We start from the raw sequence: 23,834 nt of genomic DNA on the forward strand, positions 1-23,834 counted from the left end.
GAAAACCGTCAATTTTTTGGCGGTTTTTTTATGTTCAGCTCATCCTTTAGAAACAGCTCATTATCTAAAAAAGTGTTAATAAATACAACCTGATTTTTCCTGTAAATAGACCTGTCATTCATCTGTTATTATTTCTCATTCATCATATATAATTATATTCCTATATTTACCCTTTAAACTTATTATATATATGAAAAAGATCATCATACCGTTTTTCTGCGCTGTATTGTTCTCAGTACCGGCTGCTGCCCAGAAAAAAGGAACTGCAGCTGCTAAAACAGAAGCTGCAACTGCAAAGATTACTCCTAAAGAAGTTATTGATAATTATTTCAAGGCTTCAGGGGGAAAAGATAAACTGGATGCTGTAAAATCTGTTGTCATGGATAACACGATCACTGTACAGGGAATGGAAATTAAATCAACCACTAAGAAATTAGGAAATAAATTTAAATCTGTACAGTCACTGATGGGTAAAGAAATGATCCAGCTATTTGACGGTGAGAAAGGATACTTTGATCAGATGGGAACTAAACAGGAAATTCCTGCAGACAAAATTGCTGAACTTAAAAAAGGAAAACCTGTAGATGCACTGGCATTTGATCCTTCTAGTTTTCAGGCTGCAACCGTTGAAAAACTTGACGGAAAAAATTACAATGTCCTGACTTCTGATAAAGGAAAATTCTATTTTGATACAAAAACCGGACTTCTTTATAAAACCATAGCAGGAGAAGGAAGCGCAACCATTAAAAGCTATATGACGGTAGACGGATTGCAGTTTGCTTCAGATGTAGATGCAGAAGGAGGCGGCCAGAAAATGAACATCAAAACCACTAAAGTTGTGATCAATTCCGGAGTAACGGATGCAGATTTTAAATAAAAAATGTTTATTTAATGATATTAAAACCGGGGTTGTCCCGGTTTTTTTAGTATATAAATAATTTTAACTCAAATTTAACTATAATATGTATTTTATGATTTCTTCAGCTTGTGAATAATTGATACTTTTAGCGGGTAAAAAAAATATAATAACATGAAAAAAGTCTTGTCTTCATTTGCGGTCATCTTTCTGATGTCTTCAAATGCCTTTGGGCAGAATATCCCGGTGGATGCTTCTGTAAGAATAGGTACTCTTTCCAACGGAATGAAGTACTATATCAAAAAAAACACATTACCTGAGAAGAAAGTCGATTTCCGTCTGGCCATCAATGCCGGGTCTATTCTCGAAGATGATAACCAAAGAGGATTGGCTCACTTTATGGAGCACATGAATTTCAACGGAACCAAAAATTTTCCAGATAATAAATTAGTAGACTTTCTGCAGTCTATCGGTGTCAAGTTCGGGCAACACCTAAATGCCTACACAAGCTTTGACGAAACTGTTTACATGCTTCCTGTTCCTTTGGATAAACCGGGAAATCTGGATGCCGGGCTTAAAGTAATGGAAGACTGGGCCTTCAATGCTACCCTTTCTGACGAGCAGATCAATAAAGAAAGAGGAGTAGTTCTGGAAGAGCTGCGGTTAGGTCTTGGCCCGGATAAGAGAATGATGGATAAATACCTTCCGAAACTATTATACAAATCCCAATACGCAGACAGACTTCCGATCGGTAAAAAAGAAGTTCTGGAAAACTTCAAGCCGGATGTGATCAGAAAATTCCATCAGGACTGGTACAGACCGGATCTTATGGCGATTGTAGTAGTAGGAGATATCAATGTGGATGAAGTTGAGAAGAAAATTAAAGACAACTTCAGCAAATATAAAAATCCATCCAAACCAAGAGAAAGAAAATCCTTCGATCTTCCGAACCATAAGGAAACTCTGGTAGCAATTGAAACGGATCCTGACGCTACAAGCTCTATGGTACAGTTTATCATGAAAGATGCTGAAGCCTATAAGCCGGATGTGACGATAGAGCAATATAATCAGAGCATGATAGAAAGTCTTTCAACAGCAATGTTAAATAACAGGCTGAAAGAGCTGATCAATTCAACAAATCCTCCTTTTACTTTCGGATCTGTATACCACGGAGGAACTTATGCAAGAAGCAAAGAAGCTTTCCAGGGATTTGCCATGGTAAAAGAGGGGAACCAGCTGAGTGCACTGAAAGTTTTACTGGAAGAAGTGGAAAGAGCAAAAAGATTCGGCTTTACCCAATCTGAACTTGACAGAGCAAAAGCACAGACCCTTTCTAATCTTGAAAGATCTTACAACAACAGAGATAAGACGGAAAGTGATATGCTGGTAGACGAATATGTAAGAAACTTCCTGGAACAGGAGCCAATCCCGGGAATTACCTGGGAATATGAAGATGCTAAATCTTTCTTACCAACCGTTACCCTTGCCCAAACCAATGAGGTGATCAAAAAAATGGTAAAAGATGACAGCAGGGTGATTGTTATCACAGGACCTAAGAAAGATAATGTTTCTATGCCAACGGAAGCGATGGTTGTGAATACGTTTGACGCTGTGAAAATGGCTGATCTTAAACCTTACGAAGAAAAAGCTGCCATCAAAAATTTAGTGAAACCTTTCAAATCCGAAGGGAAAATTGCTAAAACAGAAAATGATGCAAAGCTGGGAACAACAACCTGGACGCTCAACAACGGTGCTAAAGTAACATTCAAGAAAACAGATTTCAAAGATGATGAAATTGTATTTACAGCGAGAAGCTTAGGAGGAAATTCTATTATTCCTGATGCCGATTTCAATAAAACACAGTTTGCTTTCAGTGCATTAACGGAAGCCGGTGTTGCAGGGGTTTCCAAAGCTGATCTTACCAATTATCTTGCAGGTAAGCAGGTCAATGTAAACCCTTCTGTGGGGCCATATTTTGAAGGAATTTCAGGAAAAACCAATCAGAAAGATCTGGGCACAGCTATGGAGCTTATGTATGCCTACTTTACAGACCTGAATTACAATCCGGCGTCATTCAATGCTTTCAAGGAAAAACAATCGGCAATGCTGAACAACCTGTTGTCTAATCCACAGGCTTACTTTTCTAATGAGCATGCAAAATTCATGAACCAGAAGAACCCTAGATTTATCGGCTTATTCCCGATGGAAAAAGATTGGGCAAATACGGATTATAAAAAAGCATATGACATTTATAAAGAGAAATTTGCCAATGCAGGAAACTTCCATTTCTATTTTGTAGGAAATATTGATGAAGCGAAATTTAAAGATCAGGTATTACAATATATTGCAAGTCTTCCTTCATCAGGAAAAACAGCTACTTTCAAAGACACAGGATACAGACAGATGACGGGAGATTATACCAAGGTGTATAAGAAAGGTAAAGATCCTAAGAGTATGGTAACTATTTCTTATGCCGGAGAAGCTCCTTATAACGAAAAAGAAGCACTTGCATTATCTGCTCTCGGAGAAGTGGCTACCATCAAAGTGATTGAAAAACTCAGAGAAGATGAAAGCGGTATCTACGGTGGTGGAGCAAGAGGAGGAATGAACAAAATTCCTTACAGTTCTTATAATTTCAGCATCAGCTTCCCTTGTGGTCCTGAAAATGCAGAAAAGCTTACAAAAAGTGCTGTCGCAGAGCTTCAGAAACTGATTGATAATGGTCCTGAGCAAAAAGATCTTGATAAGTATAAAGAAGCAGAATACAATGACAACAAAACGGACCTTAAAGATAATATGTTCTGGATGAGTGGTATCGCCAGAAACCAATTGGACGGAAGCGATAAATATGATATTCTGAACTATCAGGATAAAGTAAAAGCCCTTACGGTAAAAGATCTGCAGGACGTAGCTAAAAAATATCTGACGAAAGGACGTATTGTTGCTATGCTGATGCCGGAAGACGGTTGGGAAAATGCTAAAAAAGCAGATTCTAAAGCAGAAGTTAAAGGAGCTGCTGCTGTGAAACAATAAACTTTTCACTATTTACAATAACAAAGAACCGCAGATCAGTCTGCGGTTTTTTTATTCTTTAAAATCAAATTCAACAGCCTTACTGTCTTTTACTCCCCAATAGATCCCTTCATTGAAATCATGATAACCTATTGAAATACCCCCTTCATATGCTGTATAGCCTAAAGGATATTTGTGAAAATAAATATTGGTGTATTGAATAGGAACAATAATCTCATTTTTAATGTTCACAACACCCCATTTCCCTCCCGTTGAGATGATTTCTTCTTTTTCATCATCAATCTCAAAAGAGAATTCTCCCAAAGCCACTTTAAAATGATCATCATGAATCTGAATCATCTTATCATAGACATTCGGAATGCAGACTTCACCGTCACCATAGATTATTCCATACTTTCCCTGCCTTGTCATGAGAGTATCGGGCTCTATTGCATACTCATCATAGTCTTCTGAAGTATCAATAAGGTGAGTAACCGTAACGTATCGGGTAACCGGCCATTTCGTGAAATCATACAACCTGCTGATCGGGTATATGAGATCATATTTTAGTTGAGTTTTCTCATAGGTAATGATATCGAATAAATAATACAGGTTTTTCTCCTGAACGATTAGTTTTTCTTTACAGACACTTTCAAAAATTTTTCCGGGAAATGAAGTTGTATACAATATTTCTTCTTTTTCATTAATGAGTAAATACTGTTGTTTTACATTATCCGTTACAATAAAGAGATCTTTTTTTATACCGGTTAATCTCCAGTATTTACAAGGAATTTGCTCTTCAAAATGCTGATTAAGCAAACCGTATTTATGATTTTTGAAAGTGATCAGGTTCCCAAATACATCAAACCGGGTATACTCGTAGTTCGTAATTTTTTTTATGATCCTGCCTTCATTATTAATAAAAACACGGGTTGTGTTTCCGGAAAAAGATTTGTTGAAAAAGACTGCTTCAAACAGCAGATTTTGCGGATAAAAAACTGTAGAATCATAAATAGCTTCAGCAATCAGCCGGTATTTTTTTGTTGAAGGATCAAACTGCAGGGCTCCCCATTTTTCATTAGAAGATTTGAAAATAATAGAATCCTCAAACCTTTTATAAGAATGCTCATAGACAATAGAATACTTTTTCAGTACCTCTGAAGGAAGGATAGCTTTGATCTCTTCCGACTGTATGGATTCATCAAATATATGCAAAGGTCCGGAGAATTTTTTTTGACCGGATAAGACAACCTTTTTTCTTTTAAAGAAAAGAAGAATTTTAGCAAAAAGATTAGCCCCAATCATGGAAAACACAATAATGAGTGTGAATGCTATCCCTGCTATCGTTGAATATAATACTTCTTTCATGTGGTAAATATACCCAAAATAAAAACCGCATTGTATATATGCGGTTTATTGTCTTGAAAGTTCAAAATCCTATAGGTTAAGAACCATATTCTTTTTTCCATTCATCTGCAGCTTCGCTCAGAACGTTATAGAAATCTTCACCATACTTCCTTATCAGTGGAGTTTTTAAGAACTTATAAACAGGAACCTGAAGTTCTTTTCCAAGAGTACAGGCGTCACTGCATACATTCCACTCATGATAATTCAATGCAGTAAATGCTGAGTATTCTGTAACACGGATGGGGTAGAGGTGGCATGAGATAGGTTTCTGCCAGTCTACGGCACCATCTTCATAGGCTTTTTCAATACCGCATTTGGTAATTCCTTTTTCATCAAACGTTACATAAGCGCATTCACGGTTCTCCACCATAGGAGTAACATACATTCCGTCGTGTGGATCGGTCGTCCATGTTCCCTGTTCTTCAAGGGCTTTTACACCTTCCGGGGTAAGGTAAGGTTTTATTTTGTCAAAAATACCGTCCAATATTTCCAGCTCGCTCTTATCCAGAGGAGCCCCTACGTCACCTTCCACACAACATGCACCTTTACATTTCGTAAGGTTGCAAACAAATTCTTCGGAAAAAATTTCCTCAGAAATCAATTTATCGTCTATCTGAATCATAATTTTTTAAAATAAATCAAAAACTGTACCTGCCTTAAAGGTCAGTAAACTAATAATAATCAACCATAAACTGGCTTCCTGCATCCAGTATTTCGGTAAAAATCTCAACATTCTGCTTAGAATAATGCTTGAAGGAAATGCCAGCAGCAAAAGATATTCATAGCTCATATTCATATACAGAATGATCGTAATAAGCTGTGCCAGGGAAAATACCAGCAGGAAAGTATATTTATATCTGCTGATAGGGCTTTTCTTATTATAATTTTGAAAATGGTCATATACGGCATATACCAGCATCAGTACTACAGGAATCAAAGGAAACAGATCGGTATAATCCGTTACCGGCTTCATCTTTCCAAAAGGAAAATAATCGATATTCCATGAAGTGAACTGTACAAAATACATGACAGAGAAATAACTGAGTGAAATCAGGACAATTCCCAGCAGGAACCTGAAGAGATTCAGCGTTATTCTCGCCGAAGTAGCAATCACGTGAATGATCACAAAAACGGCCATAGGCCATGTTGTAGGAAGGAAGATAAAATTCAACGCTACAATGGCTCCTACCAATACATAGGACTTTTTTCTGATATCCTCGTCTGCACTCGTCAGAAGAAGGATCAAAAATGAGTTGGTAAGCAGTGAAACCGCTATTCCTATATCCAAACTTCCCGGGTATAATCCGAAAATAAAAAAGGTATATAAAAATAAAGGCAGGTGGGTCTGATAATTAAGAGCAATACTGTGAAAACAAAAATATCCCAAAGCAATTCCCAGAAAAGTAATTCCGGCAATAATAGCTTCGTAAGTGTTGAAATTCAGTATGTTAAATATTATGACTACTAAAAGAAGAAAACCAATATAAACAGGAATTGAAAAAATATTGCTTTCTTTTGAAAGTAATTTAAACATTTTTTATAAATTTGTACAAAGTTAATTTAAAAAAGGAAAATAATGACGTCTTTCTTTCTATTCTTAAGCAAAGTTTTCAAATGGTCTTTCGGTTTCTTTGATGCTTTCGGTAATGTTTTAAACTGGATTCTGTTTATAGTTTGCTGTGTACTATTCACTTATTGGTGCTATGTACTGGTTGTAACCCTTGGTGGTGACAAAGATAAAGACTATTATTCTCCAACGGAAGGTAAGCATCCTTACTATGATCCGAATATCTACAAAAAAGAAGGTTAATTAATTGGTTATATAGTAAAAAACCGATCAAATAATTTATTTGATCGGTTTTTTTATTACTAACGATTAAAATTTTCTTTGTTTAGTCGTGGATGGGAAGTACAAGCACAGGAATTTTAGAACTTTTTGTAATTCCTTTGGTAAGGCTTCCTACAAATACATCATAAATTCCGCTTCTGCCGTGTGAGCCCATCACAATATAGTCTGCATTTTTTGCTGCAGCATACTCAAGAATGATATCTTTGGCAATTCCCTGTTTTAAAAGGTGCTCACAATCAATATCATGGGCAATGATCCTCTGCTCAATTTTATTAAGCTGAACCAGTTCTTCCCTGATTTCATTGGCTTCCACTTCCGGAAAATACTGAAATCCCATATCACCAATGGCAAAGCCAATATCTGAAGGGGCTACATGGATCAGGTAAATTCTTCCGTTAAGCTGTTTTGCAAATTTTATGGCACCGTCCACCAATTGGTCCGTCTTGTCCCCAAAATCTACGGGTAATACAATATTTATCATAACCTTTCATTTTGTATCCTAAAGATAGGAAAAATCTGCGAGACTTTTATGTTAAATACTTATAATATTCGGATGTCAAGGATTTTTTCTTCTTCAAGGTAAGCCTCAAGAATATCATTTTCGTCTACCTTTCCAACTCCTTTTGGGGTACCCGTAAAAATAAGATCACCTACCCTTAATGTAAAATACTGGGAAGCAAAAGCAATGATATCGTCAAAATGAAACAACATATCTTTCGTATTGCCATTCTGAACCTGTTCTTTATTTTTTAACAAGGAAAATGAGAGATTATCAAGTCTGAAATTTTCTTTCTTAAAGAAGCTGCTTACCACGGCAGATCCGTCAAAACCTTTGGCCAGTTCCCATGGCAGTCCTTTTGATTTCAGCGCTGTCTGAAGGTCTCTTGCTGTAAAATCTATTCCCAGGCCAATTTCTTCATAATGCTTATGTGCCGTTTCCTTCTGTATATATTTTCCTCCTTTTGAAATTTTCAGCACCACCTCAAGTTCATAGTGGATGTCATTTGAAAACTCAGGAATATAAAAATCATTTCCCTTTAAAACCGCTGTATCAGGTTTCATAAAAATAACAGGGTTCTCAGGAACTTCGTTTCCTAATTCTTTTGCGTGCTCACTATAATTTCTTCCTATGCAAATGATCTTCATAACTTTATTGATTAATTGACTATACCTTTAAAATATCCTTTTCCTTCGTCTATATATTTTTGAGGGCCATATCCCCGCTGAACCTTAAGTTCACAATAACCAAAAATACGGTCTCCTTTTTTATACGTTTCTTTATCAAGAGTAAGCTTACTTTCCAGGATTTTATAGCTTTCTCCTGTATCCAGAAAGTCAAACGGTCTGATGTTGTCAGTATAAGAATAAGGAGAAATCTTATATCTGTTCTGTAAAATATCTATTTGATAACCGCCTCCACTGAAGCCATCTCCAACGGAAAATGTGACTTTCAGTATCGGTTCCTTATTGATATAACACCTGTAATATTCAGGGGTAATGGTGTCTGATTTGGTTTTAAAATCATTGGTTTTGATATCCTCTTCACTGTCTTCGCCCCATAAGGTTGCCTGCTTTTGCTTATCAAATGTTTTAAAAAGAGGCTTTTGACTTAAACTAGGATCAACTTCCACACTGTCCCATACCAGAAAGAATTTACCTGCCGTGAAAACAAGAAATCCTAAAACAACGATGAGCACAATTCTTCCTGCCTTTTTTAATTTTCCGACCATATTTACTTTTAATGCATGAATTCATTCCCACAATAATAGCAGATGAACTTATGGCTCGTCAGAAATGAGATACCGAAGAAACTGGTTGCCCTGTCATCTCTGTAAATGTGATTGGAACCACACTTCGGACAAACAAAATCAAACTCCGAATCTTCAATAGTATGTTCCACTTCCAGTGCATATTGTTCATTCTCGTTATAGGCCTGAAGAACCTGTTGGGCTTTTTCCAGATCTTCATCAAAGACCTGAAGCTGAATTCCTCCTACAGCCTGTGACAACAGCCAGTCCGACTGAATCAACTGCTCATTGGCAATAAAACTGTTGATACCGTTTTCCGCCAATATCTGTTTGTCCCTGTTCGCTTCAAGGGCAGTTTCGTAAAATTTAAAACGAACCAGCTCAGACATATTTAAAACCTGCTTGACAGTTGAATTTTTGTAAATACTTTCTTAGTATACAAAGGGAAATCAGCATTCTGAAGCCATCCGAAATACCCCAGATCTTTCTGAAATATTACCTTTACACACTGTCCTTTATACTTTCCGAAATTGAAAACTTCTTCGAGTTTTTCGTTATATCCGATAAATCCTGCAAGATCTGCATGCTTATTATGAAAGGTAAATTCACTTAACGGAGCAATTTCATTCGGGATATCGTCATATTTTCCAACCTGTGCGTCCAGTACTTCAAATGTTGCCATCACATCCGCTTCCGCAGAGTGTGCATTTTCCAATGTTTTTCCACAATAAAACTGGTAAGCAGCTCCTAAGTTTCTGGGTTCTTTTTTATGGAAAATCGTCTGCGCATCTACCAGTTTAAACTTGCTGAGGTCAAAATCCATGCCTACTCTTAGCAATTCTTCAGCTAAAAGAGGAACATCGAATCTATTGGAATTAAAACCTCCCAGATCAGTACCTGAGATCATTTCCATTACTTTGGGAGCAATCTCTTTGAAAGTAGGAGCATCCTTTACATCCTCATCATAGATTCCGTGAATTTCACTGCTTTCTTTCGGGATCGGCATTTCCGGGTTTACACGCCATGTTTTGCTTTCTCTGGAAGCATCAGGATTTACTTTTAAGATACAGATTTCGACGATTCTGTCTTTTCCGATGTTCGTTCCTGTTGTTTCAAGGTCAAAAATACAAAGTGGTTTATGGAGTTTTAAATTCATGTTGATCGGTAATAATTTGATAATGTGTTAATTTGAAAATAAGCTGTTTGCTTTTTGAAATTGTTGGACCTTTATTTCAGTTGCCCCTGGAAAATAAGCGATACCAATAGATAATAAATAACAAGCATCGGAATTCCTACAATCTGGAATATGGCAAGAATAGCGATACCTCCCACTAATAGAACTACTTTTGGATAGTTGTCTTTTAATTGTTTGGATTTAAACTTCATTGCCATCATTTTAATAGGGCTGATCAGAAGCCATGAAGTAAGTGCGGTAAGGATCACCAGCAGAAGCTCGTTGCTAAACAAAAAGCTGAAGGTTCCGGTTTCTTTAAAAGCATAATATAAACCGAACAGTAAAACGGTATTGGTAGGGGTATTCAGACCTTTAAAATAATAACGCTGCTCTTCATCCAGGTTAAAAATAGCAAGCCTCAGGCAGGAAAATATCGTTACCAGCAAACCGAAATATTTGATCTCAAATGGCAGGTGAAGGCCCAGAAGCTCAGTTCCGAATGGTTCAAGTGCTTTATACATCGTAAGTCCCGGAATCAATCCAAAGCTCACCATATCTGCAAGAGAATCCAACTGGAGCCCAAGATTGGAATTTGATTTTACAGCTCTGGCTACAAAACCGTCAAAAAAATCAAAAATTGAAGAGAGAATAAGGCAGATTGCCGTAGTCTGATAGTCTCCTGAAATAAGATGTATGGCACCCACGCAGCCTGCAAATAAATTAGCCAGGGTCAGGGCATTGGCCAGATTATTCTTTATAAAATCCATAACCACAAAATTACAGTTTTTAAAAATTCTAACTCGAAATAATCCAACTAAAAAATATATTAAAGTGATTTTGATGTAAATTTGCCGCATGAAATTTTTAAAAGGATTTAGAAAACAGGAAGTTCTGGCATTGCTGTACAGGATCTTTCTGGCATATGTTTTTTATCAGATAGCAAGGCTTTTATTCTGGTATTTCAATAAGGACCTGATAAAAGTTGACTCTGTTTCAGAATATGTAAAGCTGGCTTATCACGGTACGGCTTTCGATACAACGGCGATTCTGTATGTGAATTCACTGTTTATACTGCTAAGTCTTGTCCCATTGGTTATTAATACAAAAAAAGGATATCAAAAGATTCTTTTCTGGGTATATTTCATGACCAACGGATTGACATATGCCATGAATTTCGGAGATTTTATCTATTATAAATTCTCCCAGGCCAGGCTTACGTCGGCTGTATTTCAGGTAGCAGAGCATGAATCCAATGTTTCCCAGACCCTGATGATCTCAATAGGACAGCATCCTTTTGTTCTGATCTGGTATGTGGTGTTGATGATAGTATGGGTTTTCCTGTACAAAAAAGTTAAAATAAGAGAAGAAAAACCTGTGAACCTGCTTCCTTATTTTCTATACTCCGTACTTACTTTATGCATTACGACGGTATTGGTTGTAGGTGGGATCCGTGGCGATTTTAAACACAGTACAAGACCTATCAATATGGTAGATGCCACCCGTTTTGTAACCAATCCGTTGCAGGGAAATATCGTGCTGAACAGTACTTTTTCCTTTTTCCGTACTTTAAATACCAATAATTTTAAGGAAGTTCATTTTGTAGATGAAAAGTATATCACAGAAAATGTACAGCCTTATAAAGTATATGACCGTAAAGTGGAAAACCGCCCGAATATTGTTATTTTCATCGTAGAATCTTTCGGAAGAGAATATTCCGGAGCTTTCAATAAGGATAAAAATATTAAAGATTATGTTTCCTATACACCATTTATAGACAGTTTAGCAGGCCAGAGTCTTATTTTTCCCAATACTTTTGCCAACGGAAGACAGTCAATTCATGGAATGAGCAGCGTACTGGCCGGAATTCCGAGCCTTACGGATGCATTTACCGGATCTCCGTATTCCAACCAGAAAATTCAGTCTATTGTTTCGGTTTGTAACGACCTTGGTTATGATACTTCTTTTTATCATGGGGCTCCCAACGGTTCTATGGGATTCCTTGGGTTTGGTAATATCCTTGGATTTAAACATTATTTCGGGAAAACAGAATACAATCATGACGAAGATTTTGACGGAATGTGGGCAATCTGGGATGAGCCGTTTCTCCAGTATTTCGCAAAAAATGTAGGGAAGAAGCAGCCTTTTATGACGACGGTGTTTACCGCTTCATCACATCATCCCTTTAAAATTCCTGCAAAATATAACGGGAAGTTTAAAAAAGGAAAGATTGAAATGCATGAACCTATGCAATATACGGACTATGCGATCAAACAATATTTTGAAACCGCCAAAAAGCAGCCGTGGTTCAATAATACCATCTTCGTTTTCACAGGAGATCATACCAACCAGGTGTATTATTCTGAATATGAAAGAGCAATGAACCGCTATGCCGTACCCTTGATTTTTTATTCTCCGAATCCTGCCTACCAGCTGAAAGGTGTCAATCCTGAAATCGCTCAGCAGGCAGATATTTATCCTACATTAGCAGACCTGATCGGCTACAATAAGCCTATCAGAAGCTGGGGGCGGAGCCTTGTAAGTGATAAAAAATATCCTTTTATTGTAGTCAATTCGGATGGAAGCACTGAGCAGTTTATGATCGGGAATTATATTTACCGTTTCGACGGGAAAGAAATCATCGGGGTATATGATCAATCTGACCTTAGTATGGAAAAAAACCTGATAGGAGAACTTAAAACCCCGGAAGTAGAACAGGGGAAACAAACTGCAAAAGCGTGGTATCAGGATTATATGGATAGAGTAATCAACAGGAAACTATATTAGAAACAAGAGCAAAACCGTTGACATCTATTGCTTTATGCTTTGTATAACAAAAGTTTTTGTTCGTTGAAAATTAATTTATATTTTTATCAATACATAGATAAGAATATTGTATTAAAATTAAAACGATAAGAAATATGAAAAAATTAATGTTAACATTTGCACTTTCATTGTTCAGCGTGCTTACTTTTGCACAGATTGAAGGAAAGTGGAAAACGATAGATGATGAGACGAAACAAGCGAAGTCTATTGTGGAAATCTTCAAAAAGTCTGATGGTAAATATTATGGGAAGATTTCTCAGTTATTGACAAAGCCGGCAGATCCTAACTGTACAGCCTGTAAAGATGACAGAAAAGGGAAACCGCTTGTAGGACTTGAAATCATCAGAGGATTGAAAAAAGATGGGGATGAATTTACCGGAGGTAATATTACAGATCCTAAAACTGGTAAAACCTACAAATGTACCATTACAAGAAGCGGAGACAAGCTTAATGTAAGAGGGTATCTGGGGTTATCATTATTAGGCAGAACCCAGGTTTGGGAGAAAGTGAATTAATATAAGCTTAAATAGAATTTTAGAACGGCATTTCAGCAATGAAATGTCGTTTTTTTTTGAAAAATACTGTAACGAAAATAAAATCTCCCCACTTATAACATATGAGCACAGAACAGGAGAGAACATTTGTAGAATTTTTTAAGCCCAATCAAAGGCTTATCCACAAAATATGCAGAATATATACCGATAATCCCGAAGACCATCAGGATCTTTTTCAGGAAATTACCATTCAGCTGTGGAAATCCTTTCCAGGATTCAAAGGAGAAGCCAGATTTTCTACCTGGATGTATCGGGTAGCCTTGAATACGGCAATTACTTTATTCAGAAAACCAAAAAAACAAAGTGCCCAGGTAACAGATATTGATGTTTCGTCCCTTACTATGGAATATGAGGATTACGAAGATGATGAACATAAGCTGCGGAAGATGTATAAAGCGATCTATGAATTGTCAGATGTGGAAAAAGCTTTGATCATGATGTATCTGGAAGATAAACCCTATAAAGAAATAGGGGAGATCCTCGGAATTACAGAAGGAAATGCAAGAGTGAAAATGAACAGAGCGAAGAATAATTTAAAAAACAAAATCAGCACACCATAATATGGAAGAATTAGAATTACTGAAAAAAGACTGGAATAAAGAATCTGATGATTTTAAAGAATATTCCGAGAATGAAATTTACAATATGATAAAACATAAATCTGTTTCCATCACCAGAACATTATTGTTTATCGGATTGATTGAAGTGATACTATGGACTGTATATGGCTATCTGGATCAGCAGTTTCCGTATATAAGAATGGCTATGTTCTTCGTTTTTACAGCATTCATTGTCTTTCTGTTCAATAGAATGAAAACAGGACAGAACAGCATTACACTGATGAAAAATATTTTAAACATGAGAAGACTCATTTTAGCTTATGCAGGTATTTCACTGGTACTGGCAGTCATAGACAGCATCATTCATTTTGATCATAATACCAGAGATTTTATGGCAGGTGCCAGTGATGGCTGGAATGAAAGGCATGGAAGCAATACTTTGTCTACCAATCCTGAGGTGATGTTGCCTTCATTTATAAATTATTTTGTCTTCGGAATTTGTTTACTGATTGGTTTTTACCTTTTGTATGTCATCTATAAAAAAACCTACGGTAAAATTTTACAGGATCTAAGAAAGAATTATAAAGAACTGAGCCTGCATGAAGAAACAGCGGCTTGATGATTTTACAGATTGGAAACTGGAAGAGGGAAGCGGGGAGTTCCCTATGTCGTTTGTTAAAAATCACAATTAATAGTAGTATTGATGCCTGCCTAAAAAAATCAATAAAAGTATGCTTCAGTTATTCTTTCAGGCTCCGATAGTTTCCTTCTTCCGGCCTCCAGCTTCCCTTCCCTCAAAACATTCCTTCTTAAATTATTATTAATATTGAAACTTCTCATTCAAATGAAACGGCTTTTTTATGATGTGTATAATAAAAAAACACTATTTTTGTAGTCTAAATTTTTCAAGAAAATATGGCAGAATATACTTTTCGTGAGGTAATTGCACAGGCAATGAGCGAGGAAATGCGTAAAGACGAATCCATCTACCTGATGGGGGAGGAAGTTGCAGAATATAATGGTGCATATAAAGCTTCAAAAGGAATGCTGGATGAATTTGGTCCGAAAAGAGTAATCGATACACCGATTGCAGAACTTGGATTTACAGGGATTTCTGTAGGAGCTGCAATGAATGGTAACAGACCTATCGTAGAATTTATGACATTCAATTTCTCTTTAGTAGGAATTGACCAGATTATCAATAATGCGGCAAAAATCCGTCAGATGAGCGGTGGACAGTGGAACTGCCCAATCGTTTTCCGTGGACCTACTGCTTCTGCAGGACAGTTAGGAGCTACCCACTCTCAGGCTTTTGAAGGTTGGTTTGCCAACTGCCCGGGGCTTAAAGTAGTAGTACCTTCAAACCCTTATGACGCAAAAGGATTATTGAAAACAGCTATCCAGGATAATGACCCGGTTATCTTCATGGAATCTGAGCAGATGTATGGTGATAAAATGGAAATTCCTGAAGAAGAATACTATTTACCTATCGGAAAAGCTGATATTAAGAGAGAAGGTAAAGATGTTACTTTAGTTTCTTTCGGTAAGATCATGAAGTTGGCGATGCAGGCAGCTGAAGATATGGAAAAAGAAGGAATCTCTGTTGAAGTTATTGACCTTAGAACAGTTCGTCCTTTAGATTTTGATACAATTTTAGAATCTGTAAAGAAAACAAACAGATTAGTGATTTTAGAAGAAGCCTGGCCGTTTGGATCAGTATCTTCTGAAATTACTTATATGGTACAGCAAAAAGCATTCGATTATTTAGATGCTCCAATCAAGAGAATTACTACTCCTGATGCACCTGCACCTTACTCTGCTGCATTATTTGCAGAATGGTTCCCTAAACTGGAAAAAGTAAAAGAGGAAATCAAAAAAGCGATGTACGTAAAGTAATTATAATAGAAAAAAACTTCCGAAAGGAAGTTTTTTCATTTATTATATTCATGAAGAAAAATTCTTGACGTCATAAAATTGATATAAATTTGCGCTTTTAAAAAAATAAATTGGCTGATATGGCAGAAGTTACAGAAGGCGGTCATCACTTTGACTTAAAGAAGCTTTCATTTGTAGGCGTTATAGTATCTCTAGGGATCGTTTTCGGAGATATTGGTACGTCACCGCTTTACGTAATGAAGGCGATTGTGAACGCAAGAAAGGAAGGCGCCTCAATGCCGTTCGATGAATACATTGAAGGAGCGTTATCCTGTATCATCTGGACGCTGACGCTTCAGACAACCCTTAAATATGTGATCATCGCTCTAAGAGCAGATAACAAAGGAGAAGGAGGAATTCTTGCATTGTATTCATTAGTGAAAAAGCTCAAAAAGAAATGGCTGTATGTAGTCGCCATCATTGGAGCATCCACCCTGGTGGCAGATAGTGTCATCACTCCCTCTCTGACGGTAATGTCAGCTATTGAAGGGCTCAAAATATACAATCCGGAAACCCCGGTCGTTTTGATCACCCTCGTTATTTTATTTGTGATCTTTGTGGTGCAGCAGTTCGGGACAGCCTCTATCGGGAAGTTTTTCGGGCCCATCATGGTCACGTGGTTCCTTGTTTTAGGAGTTTCAGGGTCACTTCATATTTTTGATCACATTGAAATCCTGAGAGCTTTCAATCCGATGTATGCCTATAACCTGATTACCCATTCCTCGAGTGCTATTGTAATTATGGGAGCGGTTTTCCTTTGTACCACAGGAGCGGAAGCTTTATATTCCGATTTAGGACACTGCGGGGCAAAAAATATCAGAATCAGCTGGGTTTTTGTTAAGCTAATGCTTATCCTGAACTATTTAGGACAGGGATCATGGTTATTGGATAACTATCACCAGGTACACAACGGAGTAAATCCTTTCTTCGGGATTATGCCGGAATGGGCTGTTCTTCCAAGTGTAATTTTAGCTACTGCAGCAGCAATCATTGCCAGCCAGGCGGTGATTACAGGATCATTTACCATGTTTTCAGAAGCAATGTCCATCTCTTTCTGGCCGAATCAGCATATCGAATATCCTTCAGGGGTAAAAGGGCAGATGTATATTCCAAGAATCAACTGGGGGCTGATGGCTTTCTGTTTTGTAGTTGTTATATTCTTCCAGAAATCAGAACGTATGGAAGCCGCTTACGGACTTACCATTACCATTACCATGTTGATGACAACCATTCTGTTGTTATTCTGGCTGAGCCGTACAAGAGTGAATAAGATCTTTATCATAGGATTTGCCATCGTTTACCTGTTCCTTGAGTCAGGATTCTTTTATGCCAATGTTATTAAATTTGTAGACGGAGGCTGGCTGACAATGGTACTGGGCGGGTTCATAGCAGTGTGTATGTATGCATGGTATAACGGAAGACTTATTAAAGCTAACTTTATCCAGTATGTGAAAATCGATAAATATGTGTCTATTCTTAAAGACATGAAACTCGATGAAACCATTCCAAAATACGCTACTAACCTTGCTTACCTGAGCAGAGCCAAAAGAAACGATGAAGTGGAATCAAAAATTATCTACTCCATCATCAAAAAACAACCGAAAAGGGCAGATCATTATTTTATCCTGAGCATCGTAAACCAGGAAGATCCATATACTTTCAAATATACGGTGGACGAAATTCTTCCGGGAACCGTTTATAAGATCAATTTCCTTTTAGGATTTAAAGTAGACCGAAGAATCAACGACTATTTCAATATGGTGTTGAGAGATCTTATGGCAGATGGCACTATTCCTTCAAGAAGCAGCCACCCGTCTCTGAGAGCACATAATATCCCGCCGGATCTGAAATATGTCATCATAGATAACACCTATATCAACGATATTCTTTTAACTGTTAAACAGAAGATTACCCTTAATATCTACAACTTTGTGAAGTATATCGGAAGTGACGACTTTAAGGCCTGGGGAGTGTCTTCCCACAACGTTGAAGTGGAATCTGCACCCATTACGGAGCTTACCGTTTATGATAACAAGATTGAGCAATCCGGGTACTTCCGTCACAACTCTTAAGCCAATGAGTATTTAACCATAATATCTATTTAAATAAAATTCAATAAATTTGTAGATAATTTTTTTATGGATACAGTACAAAAAGAAAAAAATATAGCTTTGATCAAGGATGTTCTGAGAAACTACTTATTAGAAAAAGGGTTCAGAAACACACCTGAAAGATATACGATATTAGAAGAAATTTATAATATGGATCATCACTTCAATGTTGATGATCTGTATCTTCTGATGATGCAGAAGAAATACCATGTTTCCAAAGCAACCATTTACAACACTATTGAGATTTTCCTGGATGCAGGTTTGATCCGTAAACACCAGTTTGGAGAAAAAACACTCACCTCTTCTTCTTATGAAAAGTCTTACTTTGATAAGCAGCATGACCATTTGGTGATCTACAAAAAAGACTCTGACAAAGAAATTGAGGAGATCATCGAGTTCTGCGATCCAAGAATCCAAGGAATTAAAGAAGCCATTGAAGAAGCATTTGGCGTAAAAATTGATTCTCATTCGCTATATTTCTATGGCACTAAGAATGACTAATTAATGAAAAAAATCCTTTTTCTGTTCATCTTGATCTCTGCGCTCAGTTTTGCGCAGGATAAAACCCCTGTGAAAAGAGATCCTTATCTGCAGCCTTCTTCACCGGCAAAAACTCAGCCGACAAAACCGGAAGATAAAATAAAGATCATCAATGCTGATAAAATTATCAAAGATCCTGCAAAATATGAGGGAAACCAATATTTTACAGGAAATGTGAAAATTGAGCATCAGGGGTCTGTACTTACGGCAGACGAAGTCGTTCTTTATAGTGAAGAAAACTTCGTAAAAGCCATGGGGAATACAAAACTTCAAAATGCTGACGGCTCAGTAATCACTGCAGGAGAAATGGAATATGACGGTAACACCCAGAAAGGAGTAGCCCGGAAAAATGTAGTTCTTACAGATCCCAAACAGACCATAAAGACTGATGTTCTCTACTATGACAGATTAGCCAATCAGGCTTATTTTAATACAGGCGGAACCATTACGGACAGCCAGGGAAATGTAATGTATACCAAATCTGCAACGTATTTCCTGAATACCAAAATGATCGATTTTGTCGGCAATGTAAGAATAGACAATGCCCAATATATCATTGAAGGGGTAAACATCAAACAAAATCAGAATACCAAGGTTGCTGAATTTTTTGGTCCTACAACCATCACCAACAGAGCTAATCCTAAAAACAGGGTTTACACCGAACGGGGGACTTACAGAATGGAAACAAAAGAAGCTTTCCTGAATAAGAATTCCAAGATCTTTTATAATGATAAAATCCTTACCGGTGATGATATGTACTTTAATCAGATTACAGGTTTTGGTAAAGCTACAGGCAATGTAACACTGGATGACCCGAAAGAAAGAAGATACATTAAAGGCGGTTATGGGGAGATTTTTGAGAAAAAAGACTCTTCAATGATGACTAAAAATCCATATGCTGTTAAAATTATGGAAAAAGATACCGCTTATTTTGCAGCAGAAAAGATTATCTCTTATCAGAAACCGGATTCTCTGGATATCAATGTGAAGAAAAGCTTTTTAAGAGCCTATAAAAAAGCCCGTATCTACAAATCCAATGCTCAGGGAAGAGCAGATTCTATTGCTTTCAATGAAACGGATGGGGTAATGCATATGTTTACTAATCCGATTCTGTGGAGTGGTGAAAAACAGGTGACAGGAGATAAGGTAGAAGCTTATTTTAATACCCAAAGCGAAAATATAGACTCCCTGAAAGTAATCGGAAATGCTTTTGCCATCAGTAAAGTAGATTCCCTGAATCTAAAAGATGAATTCAACCAGGTGAAAGGAAAATTCATGACCGTTTACTACGAGAAAAATGATATTAAAGAAGCCAGAGTAGTAGGAAATGCACAATCTATTGTATATGTGGATGATACCGATCAGGAAACCAAAAAGCCTGAAAGAATCGGGATTACACTTTCTACCTGCGGAATTATAGGAGCTTTATTTGAAGAAAGAGCACTACAGATCATCTCATGCAGCATCGGTGCTGCTTCAGATACTTATCCGATGAGTAAAATTGAACCTTCAAGAAGGAAGTTCCCTGATTTTAACTGGAATACCAAAGACCGGATCAGAAAATGGCAGGATATATTGGTAGACAGCCCGAATAACGAAGAAATACAGTATACAGCTGATAACGAACTCTTCGATAAAGCCCAGAAAGCTATAGATGATGAAAGAGCCAAAGAAGAAGCCAAAAAGCCGAAGAGAACAAGAAAATAATACATATAAGGACCGCTTTACAGCGGTTCTTTTGGTTTAACAGTAATATGTTTTGCAGCCATATGATGGTCTGTTTGGATTGAACCACTGAACATTGTTATTCCATGTCAATAATTTCCGCATTTGCTGAATCTTTTATAGCTTTGCTGAAATTTTTTGAGACGATGGAAATGCATAAAGATTTTTTTACATATCAGGCACAAACCACAAAATTTGCTGCAGGTTTTGAAGTTGAAAAAGCCGAAGGAAATTATATCTACGGTACAGACGGGAAGAAGTACCTTGATTTTGTAGCAGGAGTATCTGCCAACACACTGGGGCATTCTCATCCTAAAGTAGTGAATGCGATCAAAGAACAGGCTGATAAGTACCTTCACGTAATGGTATACGGAGAATATGCACAGGAGAAACCTGTTGCCTTATGTAAATTGCTTGCAGAAGCTACTCCGGAACCTCTTGAAGTGACTTATCTTGTAAACAGCGGGGCAGAAGCTATAGACGGAAGTTTAAAACTGGCTAAACGATATACTGGAAGAGAAGAAATTGTTTCCTTCAAAAACTCTTATCATGGAAATACCCACGGAGCTTTAAGCGTTTCAGGAAATGAAAACCATAAAAGAGAATTCCGTCCGCTACTGCCGATGGTTTCTTTTATAGAATTTAACAACGAAAAAGATTTCGATAAGATTACAGAAAAGACAGCTTGTGTGATCCTGGAAACCATCCAGGGAGCTGCAGGTTTTCTAGTTCCTGATTCTGACTATCTGATTAAACTGAAAAAGAGATGTGAGGAAGTTGGAGCACTTTTAATTCTTGATGAAATTCAGCCGGGGTTTGGAAGAACCGGGAAACTTTTCTCATTCGAACACTTCGGTATTGTTCCGGATATCCTGGTTATGGGTAAAGGTATGGGTGGCGGAGTTCCTGTGGGAGCTTTCATGGGTTCAAGAAAAATAATGGAAACCTTATCCCATTCTCCTAAGCTGGGTCATATTACTACTTTTGGTGGGAATCCGCTGATTGCAGCAGCCAGTTATGCCACTTTAAAAGAAGTTTTGGAAAGTGATCTGATGAACCAGGTGGACGAAAAGGAAAAACTGTTCAGAGAACTTCTTGTTCATCCGAAAATTAAAAATATCAACGGTAAAGGACTGATGCTGGCAGTAAATCTGGGAGCGCCTGAATACACTTTGGAAGTTGCTAAAAAATGTATGGAAAGAGGACTTATTGTTTTCTGGCAGCTTTACAGAAACGAGTACCTGAGAATCTCTCCTCCGCTTACATTATCTATGGATGAAATCAGAGAAGGATGTCAGATTATTCTCGATATCCTGAATGAAAATTAAATAAAAAATCTCTCCGGAAAGGAGAGATTTTTTTATGTCTTGCATGGTAGTTTTGAATAAGTTGACTTAACATAATACCGATTTGAATTCTGTGATAAATATCATACAGATTCTTTAAAAAAGTAATGGCTTTTTTGTGTAATAAAAAAATTAATTTATATATTGCGGGACGATAAAACAAAGATTATATGGCGAAACATAAAGTCCATTACGAATTTCCAATGCACTGTTTATCAGAGATTTTGTATGAATATCTGGCTACTGCAGAGGGGTTGTCTGAATGGTTTGCGGATGAGGTAACAGAGAAAGGCGATGATTTCTTTTTTAGCTGGGGTGGAGGCCCTGCAGAAAAGGCCACTTTGATCAGATATAAGCCTGAAGGTTTCGTGCGTTTCAGATGGGAAGAAGATGAAGGAACTAAGAATTTCTTTGAAATGACTATCGTAATAGATGATATTACAGAAGATCTAGCTCTTAATATTACAGATTTCTGTGAAGAAGGAGATGAAGAAGAAAACGCAATGTATTGGGAAAATCTTATTGAAAACCTCAGAATAAAATTAGGTGCGGCATAATGTCGGACTGTATTAAATGATAAAACTGATGAACGATTTATCGTTCATTATTTTTTTGTAAATAAATCACATCAAAAATTGGAAAATCAATATTTTACATCAGACGGGTTGAATGTTAAGAACAGAGCCTTTCTTTTGGGCGACTCAGTGAAGGTTTCTTTCTTTGTAAGAAACGGTAGATTGATCATGGATGAAGAATGCTATTTTTTTCTGATGGCTTCCATGAGAAAGATGAGAATGAATATTCCTTTGTCTTATACCCTTGAGTTTTTCCAGAACCTATTTCAGAAAGATATCATAGAGGGCGCAGGAATACAGAACGGGATTATCAATTTCCAGGTGTTCAGGAACAATGACGGGGCCACTTTGGCAAAATCTTCCATATCTTACTTTTACGAAGTGACAGAGATGGATGACGTACTGACGGTTTACCATAGACCTCAGGAGCTGGATCTTATCAAAGAGATCAATGTGAATAATAACCTGTTGAGCAATATCAGGGTGCATTGCCCGGAAAATATTTACGGTGGAATTTATGCGCAGGAAAATGACCTGGATGATGTCATTCTTCTGAATCCCAATAAAAGGATTGCCCGTACCACTTCAGGAAACCTGTTGTTTCTGGAAGGAAATGTCATCAAAGTTCCGAAACAGACTGAAGGAGCCTATATTTCTCCTCTGATGGAAAATTTTGTTACATTTTTACATAAAAATAACCTTGCTGATATTCAGGAACACGAAATCATTGCCTTTGAATCTCAAAAAGCTGAAGAAATTCTGATGATATCGGATGAAAAGGGAATATTTTCTGTAGGAAAAATAAGAAACAAGACTTTTGAAAATGCCCGCTTCCTGGAACTGGTGGAAGGCTGGAAAAAAAGTTTTGATCAATAAAATTGACAAACCCGGTAAACAACAAAGTTCCAAAAGTCCTTTACCGGGTTTTATTCTGAATATATCAGAACTTGTTTCTTTATTTAATATTCATTGATGATTTCAATGAATTTCTGTGCAATTTCTTTTTGACCCTGCTCACTGGTCATATAATTCCTGTCTTTGGTATTATTGATAAATCCTATTTCTACCAAAACAGCAGGAGCTTTAGTCTCTCTTAAAATACGGTAATTACTTTCTTCCTTTATTTTACGGGCCTTGAATTTTTTATAAATCTTTCCTGCCAGTTCTTTTGAAGCTTCTGAATTCTGAGCATAGACCTCAAGCCCGCTCTGTGGTGTTTCTTCCTGTGCTGAAGTATTAGCGTGCAGTGAAATCACCATTTCAGGATTCAGTTTATTGATCTGTTCTGTTCTTTCAGAAAGAGTAGGGAAGCTGTCCGTATCCCTTGTCAATACCACTTCATATTTATCCTGGCTCCCATTGATCTTCTGAATTTCTTTTGCAATCTTCAGTGAAATGTCTTTTTCTGCAAACTGACCATGCGTAGCTCCCTTATCATTTCCACCGTGGCCGGCATCAATGACAATGTATTTTTTATTAACAGGAGTAAAGGATAAAAATGCTGCAGAAAAGACTGATAAAGTAAGTAGTGATATCCCTTTCATTTCAGTGGTTTTTGTTTTTTCAAAGAACGTAAAAACTTTCTTTAAAATTGGTTAATGAAATCTTAAAGTTTGTTA

At 37.1% G+C, this 23,834-nt stretch carries 24 protein-coding genes; 14 read left to right on the top strand and 10 right to left on the bottom strand.

Going from position 1 to position 23,834, the window contains the following annotated elements:
- Positions 1-190 precede the first annotated feature (190 nt).
- Complete coding sequence (locus tag ACTJJF_RS09815; protein ID WP_440699536.1) at positions 191-877, top strand: hypothetical protein; 687 nt, start codon at positions 191-193, stop codon at positions 875-877.
- A 153-nt stretch (positions 878-1,030) separates the two neighbouring features.
- Entirely contained in the window at positions 1,031-3,889 is a 2,859-nt protein-coding gene (locus ACTJJF_RS09820) for a M16 family metallopeptidase (RefSeq protein WP_440699537.1), read from the top strand.
- Positions 3,890-3,940: 51 nt separating this feature from the next.
- Here the strand turns inward: ACTJJF_RS09820 and ACTJJF_RS09825 are convergent, their stop codons facing one another.
- The 3 genes from ACTJJF_RS09825 to ACTJJF_RS09835 all read right to left on the bottom strand — a co-directional run bounded on the left by ACTJJF_RS09825 (position 3,941) and on the right by ACTJJF_RS09835 (position 6,809).
- Positions 3,941-5,236 carry a hypothetical protein gene (locus tag ACTJJF_RS09825; RefSeq protein ID WP_440699538.1) on the bottom strand — a complete coding sequence of 432 codons (1,296 nt, stop codon included), beginning with the start codon at positions 5,234-5,236 and terminating at the stop codon, positions 3,941-3,943.
- A gap of 76 nt (positions 5,237-5,312) precedes the next feature.
- On the bottom strand, positions 5,313-5,897 hold the full coding sequence (locus tag ACTJJF_RS09830; protein ID WP_312304519.1) for a DUF3109 family protein: 585 nt from the start codon (positions 5,895-5,897) through the stop codon (positions 5,313-5,315).
- Between the two features lie 6 nt (positions 5,898-5,903).
- On the bottom strand, positions 5,904-6,809 hold the full coding sequence (locus ACTJJF_RS09835) for a DUF6427 family protein (protein WP_312304516.1): 906 nt from the start codon (positions 6,807-6,809) through the stop codon (positions 5,904-5,906).
- Positions 6,810-6,851: 42 nt separating this feature from the next.
- Here ACTJJF_RS09835 and ACTJJF_RS09840 point away from each other — a divergent pair, with 42 nt between their 5' ends.
- Positions 6,852-7,085: a DUF6341 family protein gene (locus tag ACTJJF_RS09840; protein WP_002976854.1), complete on the top strand. Its 234-nt coding sequence runs from the start codon at positions 6,852-6,854 to the stop codon at positions 7,083-7,085.
- An 82-nt stretch (positions 7,086-7,167) separates the two neighbouring features.
- On the opposite strand, the gene ACTJJF_RS09845 is transcribed toward ACTJJF_RS09840, so the two are convergent.
- The 6 genes from ACTJJF_RS09845 to ACTJJF_RS09870 all read right to left on the bottom strand — a co-directional run bounded on the left by ACTJJF_RS09845 (position 7,168) and on the right by ACTJJF_RS09870 (position 10,813).
- Positions 7,168-7,605, bottom strand: coding sequence for a universal stress protein (locus tag ACTJJF_RS09845; protein WP_312304514.1), 438 nt, complete (start codon positions 7,603-7,605; stop codon positions 7,168-7,170).
- A gap of 59 nt (positions 7,606-7,664) precedes the next feature.
- Entirely contained in the window at positions 7,665-8,270 is a 606-nt protein-coding gene (locus tag ACTJJF_RS09850) for a fumarylacetoacetate hydrolase family protein (protein WP_440699539.1), read from the bottom strand.
- An 11-nt stretch (positions 8,271-8,281) separates the two neighbouring features.
- Entirely contained in the window at positions 8,282-8,854 is a 573-nt protein-coding gene (locus tag ACTJJF_RS09855) for a hypothetical protein (protein WP_440699540.1), read from the bottom strand.
- Between the two features lie 8 nt (positions 8,855-8,862).
- Positions 8,863-9,261 (bottom strand): putative signal transducing protein, encoded by a 399-nt coding sequence (locus ACTJJF_RS09860; protein WP_440699541.1) that lies wholly within the window; start codon positions 9,259-9,261, stop codon positions 8,863-8,865.
- Between the two features lie 2 nt (positions 9,262-9,263).
- On the bottom strand, positions 9,264-10,028 hold the full coding sequence (locus ACTJJF_RS09865; protein WP_312304509.1) for a 3'-5' exonuclease: 765 nt from the start codon (positions 10,026-10,028) through the stop codon (positions 9,264-9,266).
- 71 nt (positions 10,029-10,099) lie between these two features.
- Positions 10,100-10,813: a CDP-alcohol phosphatidyltransferase family protein gene (locus tag ACTJJF_RS09870; protein WP_312304507.1), complete on the bottom strand. Its 714-nt coding sequence runs from the start codon at positions 10,811-10,813 to the stop codon at positions 10,100-10,102.
- 88 nt (positions 10,814-10,901) lie between these two features.
- On the opposite strand from ACTJJF_RS09870, the gene ACTJJF_RS09875 reads away from it, so the two are divergent.
- From ACTJJF_RS09875 to ACTJJF_RS09925, 11 genes are all read left to right on the top strand, one after another.
- Positions 10,902-12,830 carry an LTA synthase family protein gene (locus tag ACTJJF_RS09875; RefSeq protein WP_440699542.1) on the top strand — a complete coding sequence of 643 codons (1,929 nt, stop codon included), beginning with the start codon at positions 10,902-10,904 and terminating at the stop codon, positions 12,828-12,830.
- A 134-nt stretch (positions 12,831-12,964) separates the two neighbouring features.
- Positions 12,965-13,384 (top strand): DUF2147 domain-containing protein, encoded by a 420-nt coding sequence (locus ACTJJF_RS09880; RefSeq protein WP_440699543.1) that lies wholly within the window; start codon positions 12,965-12,967, stop codon positions 13,382-13,384.
- 101 nt (positions 13,385-13,485) lie between these two features.
- The gene (locus ACTJJF_RS09885; RefSeq protein ID WP_440699544.1) at positions 13,486-13,983 is read left to right on the top strand and encodes an RNA polymerase sigma factor; all 498 of its coding nucleotides are present in this window, start codon (positions 13,486-13,488) and stop codon (positions 13,981-13,983) included.
- A 1-nt stretch (position 13,984) separates the two neighbouring features.
- Positions 13,985-14,602, top strand: coding sequence for a hypothetical protein (locus ACTJJF_RS09890; RefSeq protein WP_440699545.1), 618 nt, complete (start codon positions 13,985-13,987; stop codon positions 14,600-14,602).
- Positions 14,603-14,898: 296 nt separating this feature from the next.
- Entirely contained in the window at positions 14,899-15,879 is a 981-nt protein-coding gene (locus ACTJJF_RS09895) for a pyruvate dehydrogenase complex E1 component subunit beta (protein ID WP_065399074.1), read from the top strand.
- 119 nt (positions 15,880-15,998) lie between these two features.
- A complete protein-coding gene (locus ACTJJF_RS09900) occupies positions 15,999-17,990 on the top strand; it encodes a KUP/HAK/KT family potassium transporter (RefSeq protein ID WP_312304491.1) in 1,992 nt (663 codons plus the stop codon).
- A gap of 66 nt (positions 17,991-18,056) precedes the next feature.
- Positions 18,057-18,530, top strand: a complete 474-nt coding sequence (locus tag ACTJJF_RS09905; RefSeq protein WP_027374694.1) for a Fur family transcriptional regulator — start codon at positions 18,057-18,059, stop codon at positions 18,528-18,530.
- Between the two features lie 3 nt (positions 18,531-18,533).
- Positions 18,534-20,276: an OstA-like protein gene (locus ACTJJF_RS09910; RefSeq protein WP_440699546.1), complete on the top strand. Its 1,743-nt coding sequence runs from the start codon at positions 18,534-18,536 to the stop codon at positions 20,274-20,276.
- 170 nt (positions 20,277-20,446) lie between these two features.
- Positions 20,447-21,622: an aspartate aminotransferase family protein gene (locus ACTJJF_RS09915; protein ID WP_440699681.1), complete on the top strand. Its 1,176-nt coding sequence runs from the start codon at positions 20,447-20,449 to the stop codon at positions 21,620-21,622.
- Positions 21,623-21,810: 188 nt separating this feature from the next.
- Entirely contained in the window at positions 21,811-22,197 is a 387-nt protein-coding gene (locus ACTJJF_RS09920; protein ID WP_027374691.1) for an START-like domain-containing protein, read from the top strand.
- 78 nt (positions 22,198-22,275) lie between these two features.
- On the top strand, positions 22,276-23,091 hold the full coding sequence (locus ACTJJF_RS09925) for an aminotransferase class IV (RefSeq protein ID WP_440699547.1): 816 nt from the start codon (positions 22,276-22,278) through the stop codon (positions 23,089-23,091).
- Between the two features lie 83 nt (positions 23,092-23,174).
- Here the strand turns inward: ACTJJF_RS09925 and ACTJJF_RS09930 are convergent, their stop codons facing one another.
- Positions 23,175-23,759, bottom strand: a complete 585-nt coding sequence (locus ACTJJF_RS09930) for an N-acetylmuramoyl-L-alanine amidase family protein (protein WP_440699548.1) — start codon at positions 23,757-23,759, stop codon at positions 23,175-23,177.
- Between the last annotated feature and the right edge of the window lie 75 nt (positions 23,760-23,834).

This window comes from Chryseobacterium sp. 22458 (genome assembly GCF_052044975.1).
GTDB lineage: Bacteria > Bacteroidota > Bacteroidia > Flavobacteriales > Weeksellaceae > Chryseobacterium.

Excerpts from the sequence above, each read along its gene's own strand:
- ACTJJF_RS09875 (WP_440699542.1), top strand. The coding sequence starts at position 10,902 with ATGAAATTTTTAAAAGGATTTAGAAAACAGGAAGTTCTGGCATTGCTG.
- ACTJJF_RS09920 (WP_027374691.1), top strand. The coding sequence starts at position 21,811 with ATGGCGAAACATAAAGTCCATTACGAATTTCCAATGCACTGTTTATCA.
- ACTJJF_RS09890 (WP_440699545.1), top strand. The coding sequence starts at position 13,985 with ATGGAAGAATTAGAATTACTGAAAAAAGACTGGAATAAAGAATCTGAT.
- ACTJJF_RS09840 (WP_002976854.1), top strand. The coding sequence starts at position 6,852 with ATGACGTCTTTCTTTCTATTCTTAAGCAAAGTTTTCAAATGGTCTTTC.
- ACTJJF_RS09835 (WP_312304516.1), bottom strand. The coding sequence starts at position 6,809 with ATGTTTAAATTACTTTCAAAAGAAAGCAATATTTTTTCAATTCCTGTT.
- ACTJJF_RS09880 (WP_440699543.1), top strand. The coding sequence starts at position 12,965 with ATGAAAAAATTAATGTTAACATTTGCACTTTCATTGTTCAGCGTGCTT.
- ACTJJF_RS09815 (WP_440699536.1), top strand. The coding sequence starts at position 191 with ATGAAAAAGATCATCATACCGTTTTTCTGCGCTGTATTGTTCTCAGTA.
- ACTJJF_RS09820 (WP_440699537.1), top strand. The coding sequence starts at position 1,031 with ATGAAAAAAGTCTTGTCTTCATTTGCGGTCATCTTTCTGATGTCTTCA.
- ACTJJF_RS09855 (WP_440699540.1), bottom strand. The coding sequence starts at position 8,854 with ATGGTCGGAAAATTAAAAAAGGCAGGAAGAATTGTGCTCATCGTTGTT.
- ACTJJF_RS09845 (WP_312304514.1), bottom strand. The coding sequence starts at position 7,605 with ATGATAAATATTGTATTACCCGTAGATTTTGGGGACAAGACGGACCAA.
- ACTJJF_RS09885 (WP_440699544.1), top strand. The coding sequence starts at position 13,486 with ATGAGCACAGAACAGGAGAGAACATTTGTAGAATTTTTTAAGCCCAAT.
- ACTJJF_RS09850 (WP_440699539.1), bottom strand. The coding sequence starts at position 8,270 with ATGAAGATCATTTGCATAGGAAGAAATTATAGTGAGCACGCAAAAGAA.
- ACTJJF_RS09895 (WP_065399074.1), top strand. The coding sequence starts at position 14,899 with ATGGCAGAATATACTTTTCGTGAGGTAATTGCACAGGCAATGAGCGAG.
- ACTJJF_RS09860 (WP_440699541.1), bottom strand. The coding sequence starts at position 9,261 with ATGTCTGAGCTGGTTCGTTTTAAATTTTACGAAACTGCCCTTGAAGCG.
- ACTJJF_RS09900 (WP_312304491.1), top strand. The coding sequence starts at position 15,999 with ATGGCAGAAGTTACAGAAGGCGGTCATCACTTTGACTTAAAGAAGCTT.
- ACTJJF_RS09910 (WP_440699546.1), top strand. The coding sequence starts at position 18,534 with ATGAAAAAAATCCTTTTTCTGTTCATCTTGATCTCTGCGCTCAGTTTT.
- ACTJJF_RS09915 (WP_440699681.1), top strand. The coding sequence starts at position 20,447 with ATGCATAAAGATTTTTTTACATATCAGGCACAAACCACAAAATTTGCT.
- ACTJJF_RS09930 (WP_440699548.1), bottom strand. The coding sequence starts at position 23,759 with ATGAAAGGGATATCACTACTTACTTTATCAGTCTTTTCTGCAGCATTT.
- ACTJJF_RS09865 (WP_312304509.1), bottom strand. The coding sequence starts at position 10,028 with ATGAATTTAAAACTCCATAAACCACTTTGTATTTTTGACCTTGAAACA.
- ACTJJF_RS09905 (WP_027374694.1), top strand. The coding sequence starts at position 18,057 with ATGGATACAGTACAAAAAGAAAAAAATATAGCTTTGATCAAGGATGTT.
- ACTJJF_RS09870 (WP_312304507.1), bottom strand. The coding sequence starts at position 10,813 with ATGGATTTTATAAAGAATAATCTGGCCAATGCCCTGACCCTGGCTAAT.
- ACTJJF_RS09825 (WP_440699538.1), bottom strand. The coding sequence starts at position 5,236 with ATGAAAGAAGTATTATATTCAACGATAGCAGGGATAGCATTCACACTC.
- ACTJJF_RS09830 (WP_312304519.1), bottom strand. The coding sequence starts at position 5,897 with ATGATTCAGATAGACGATAAATTGATTTCTGAGGAAATTTTTTCCGAA.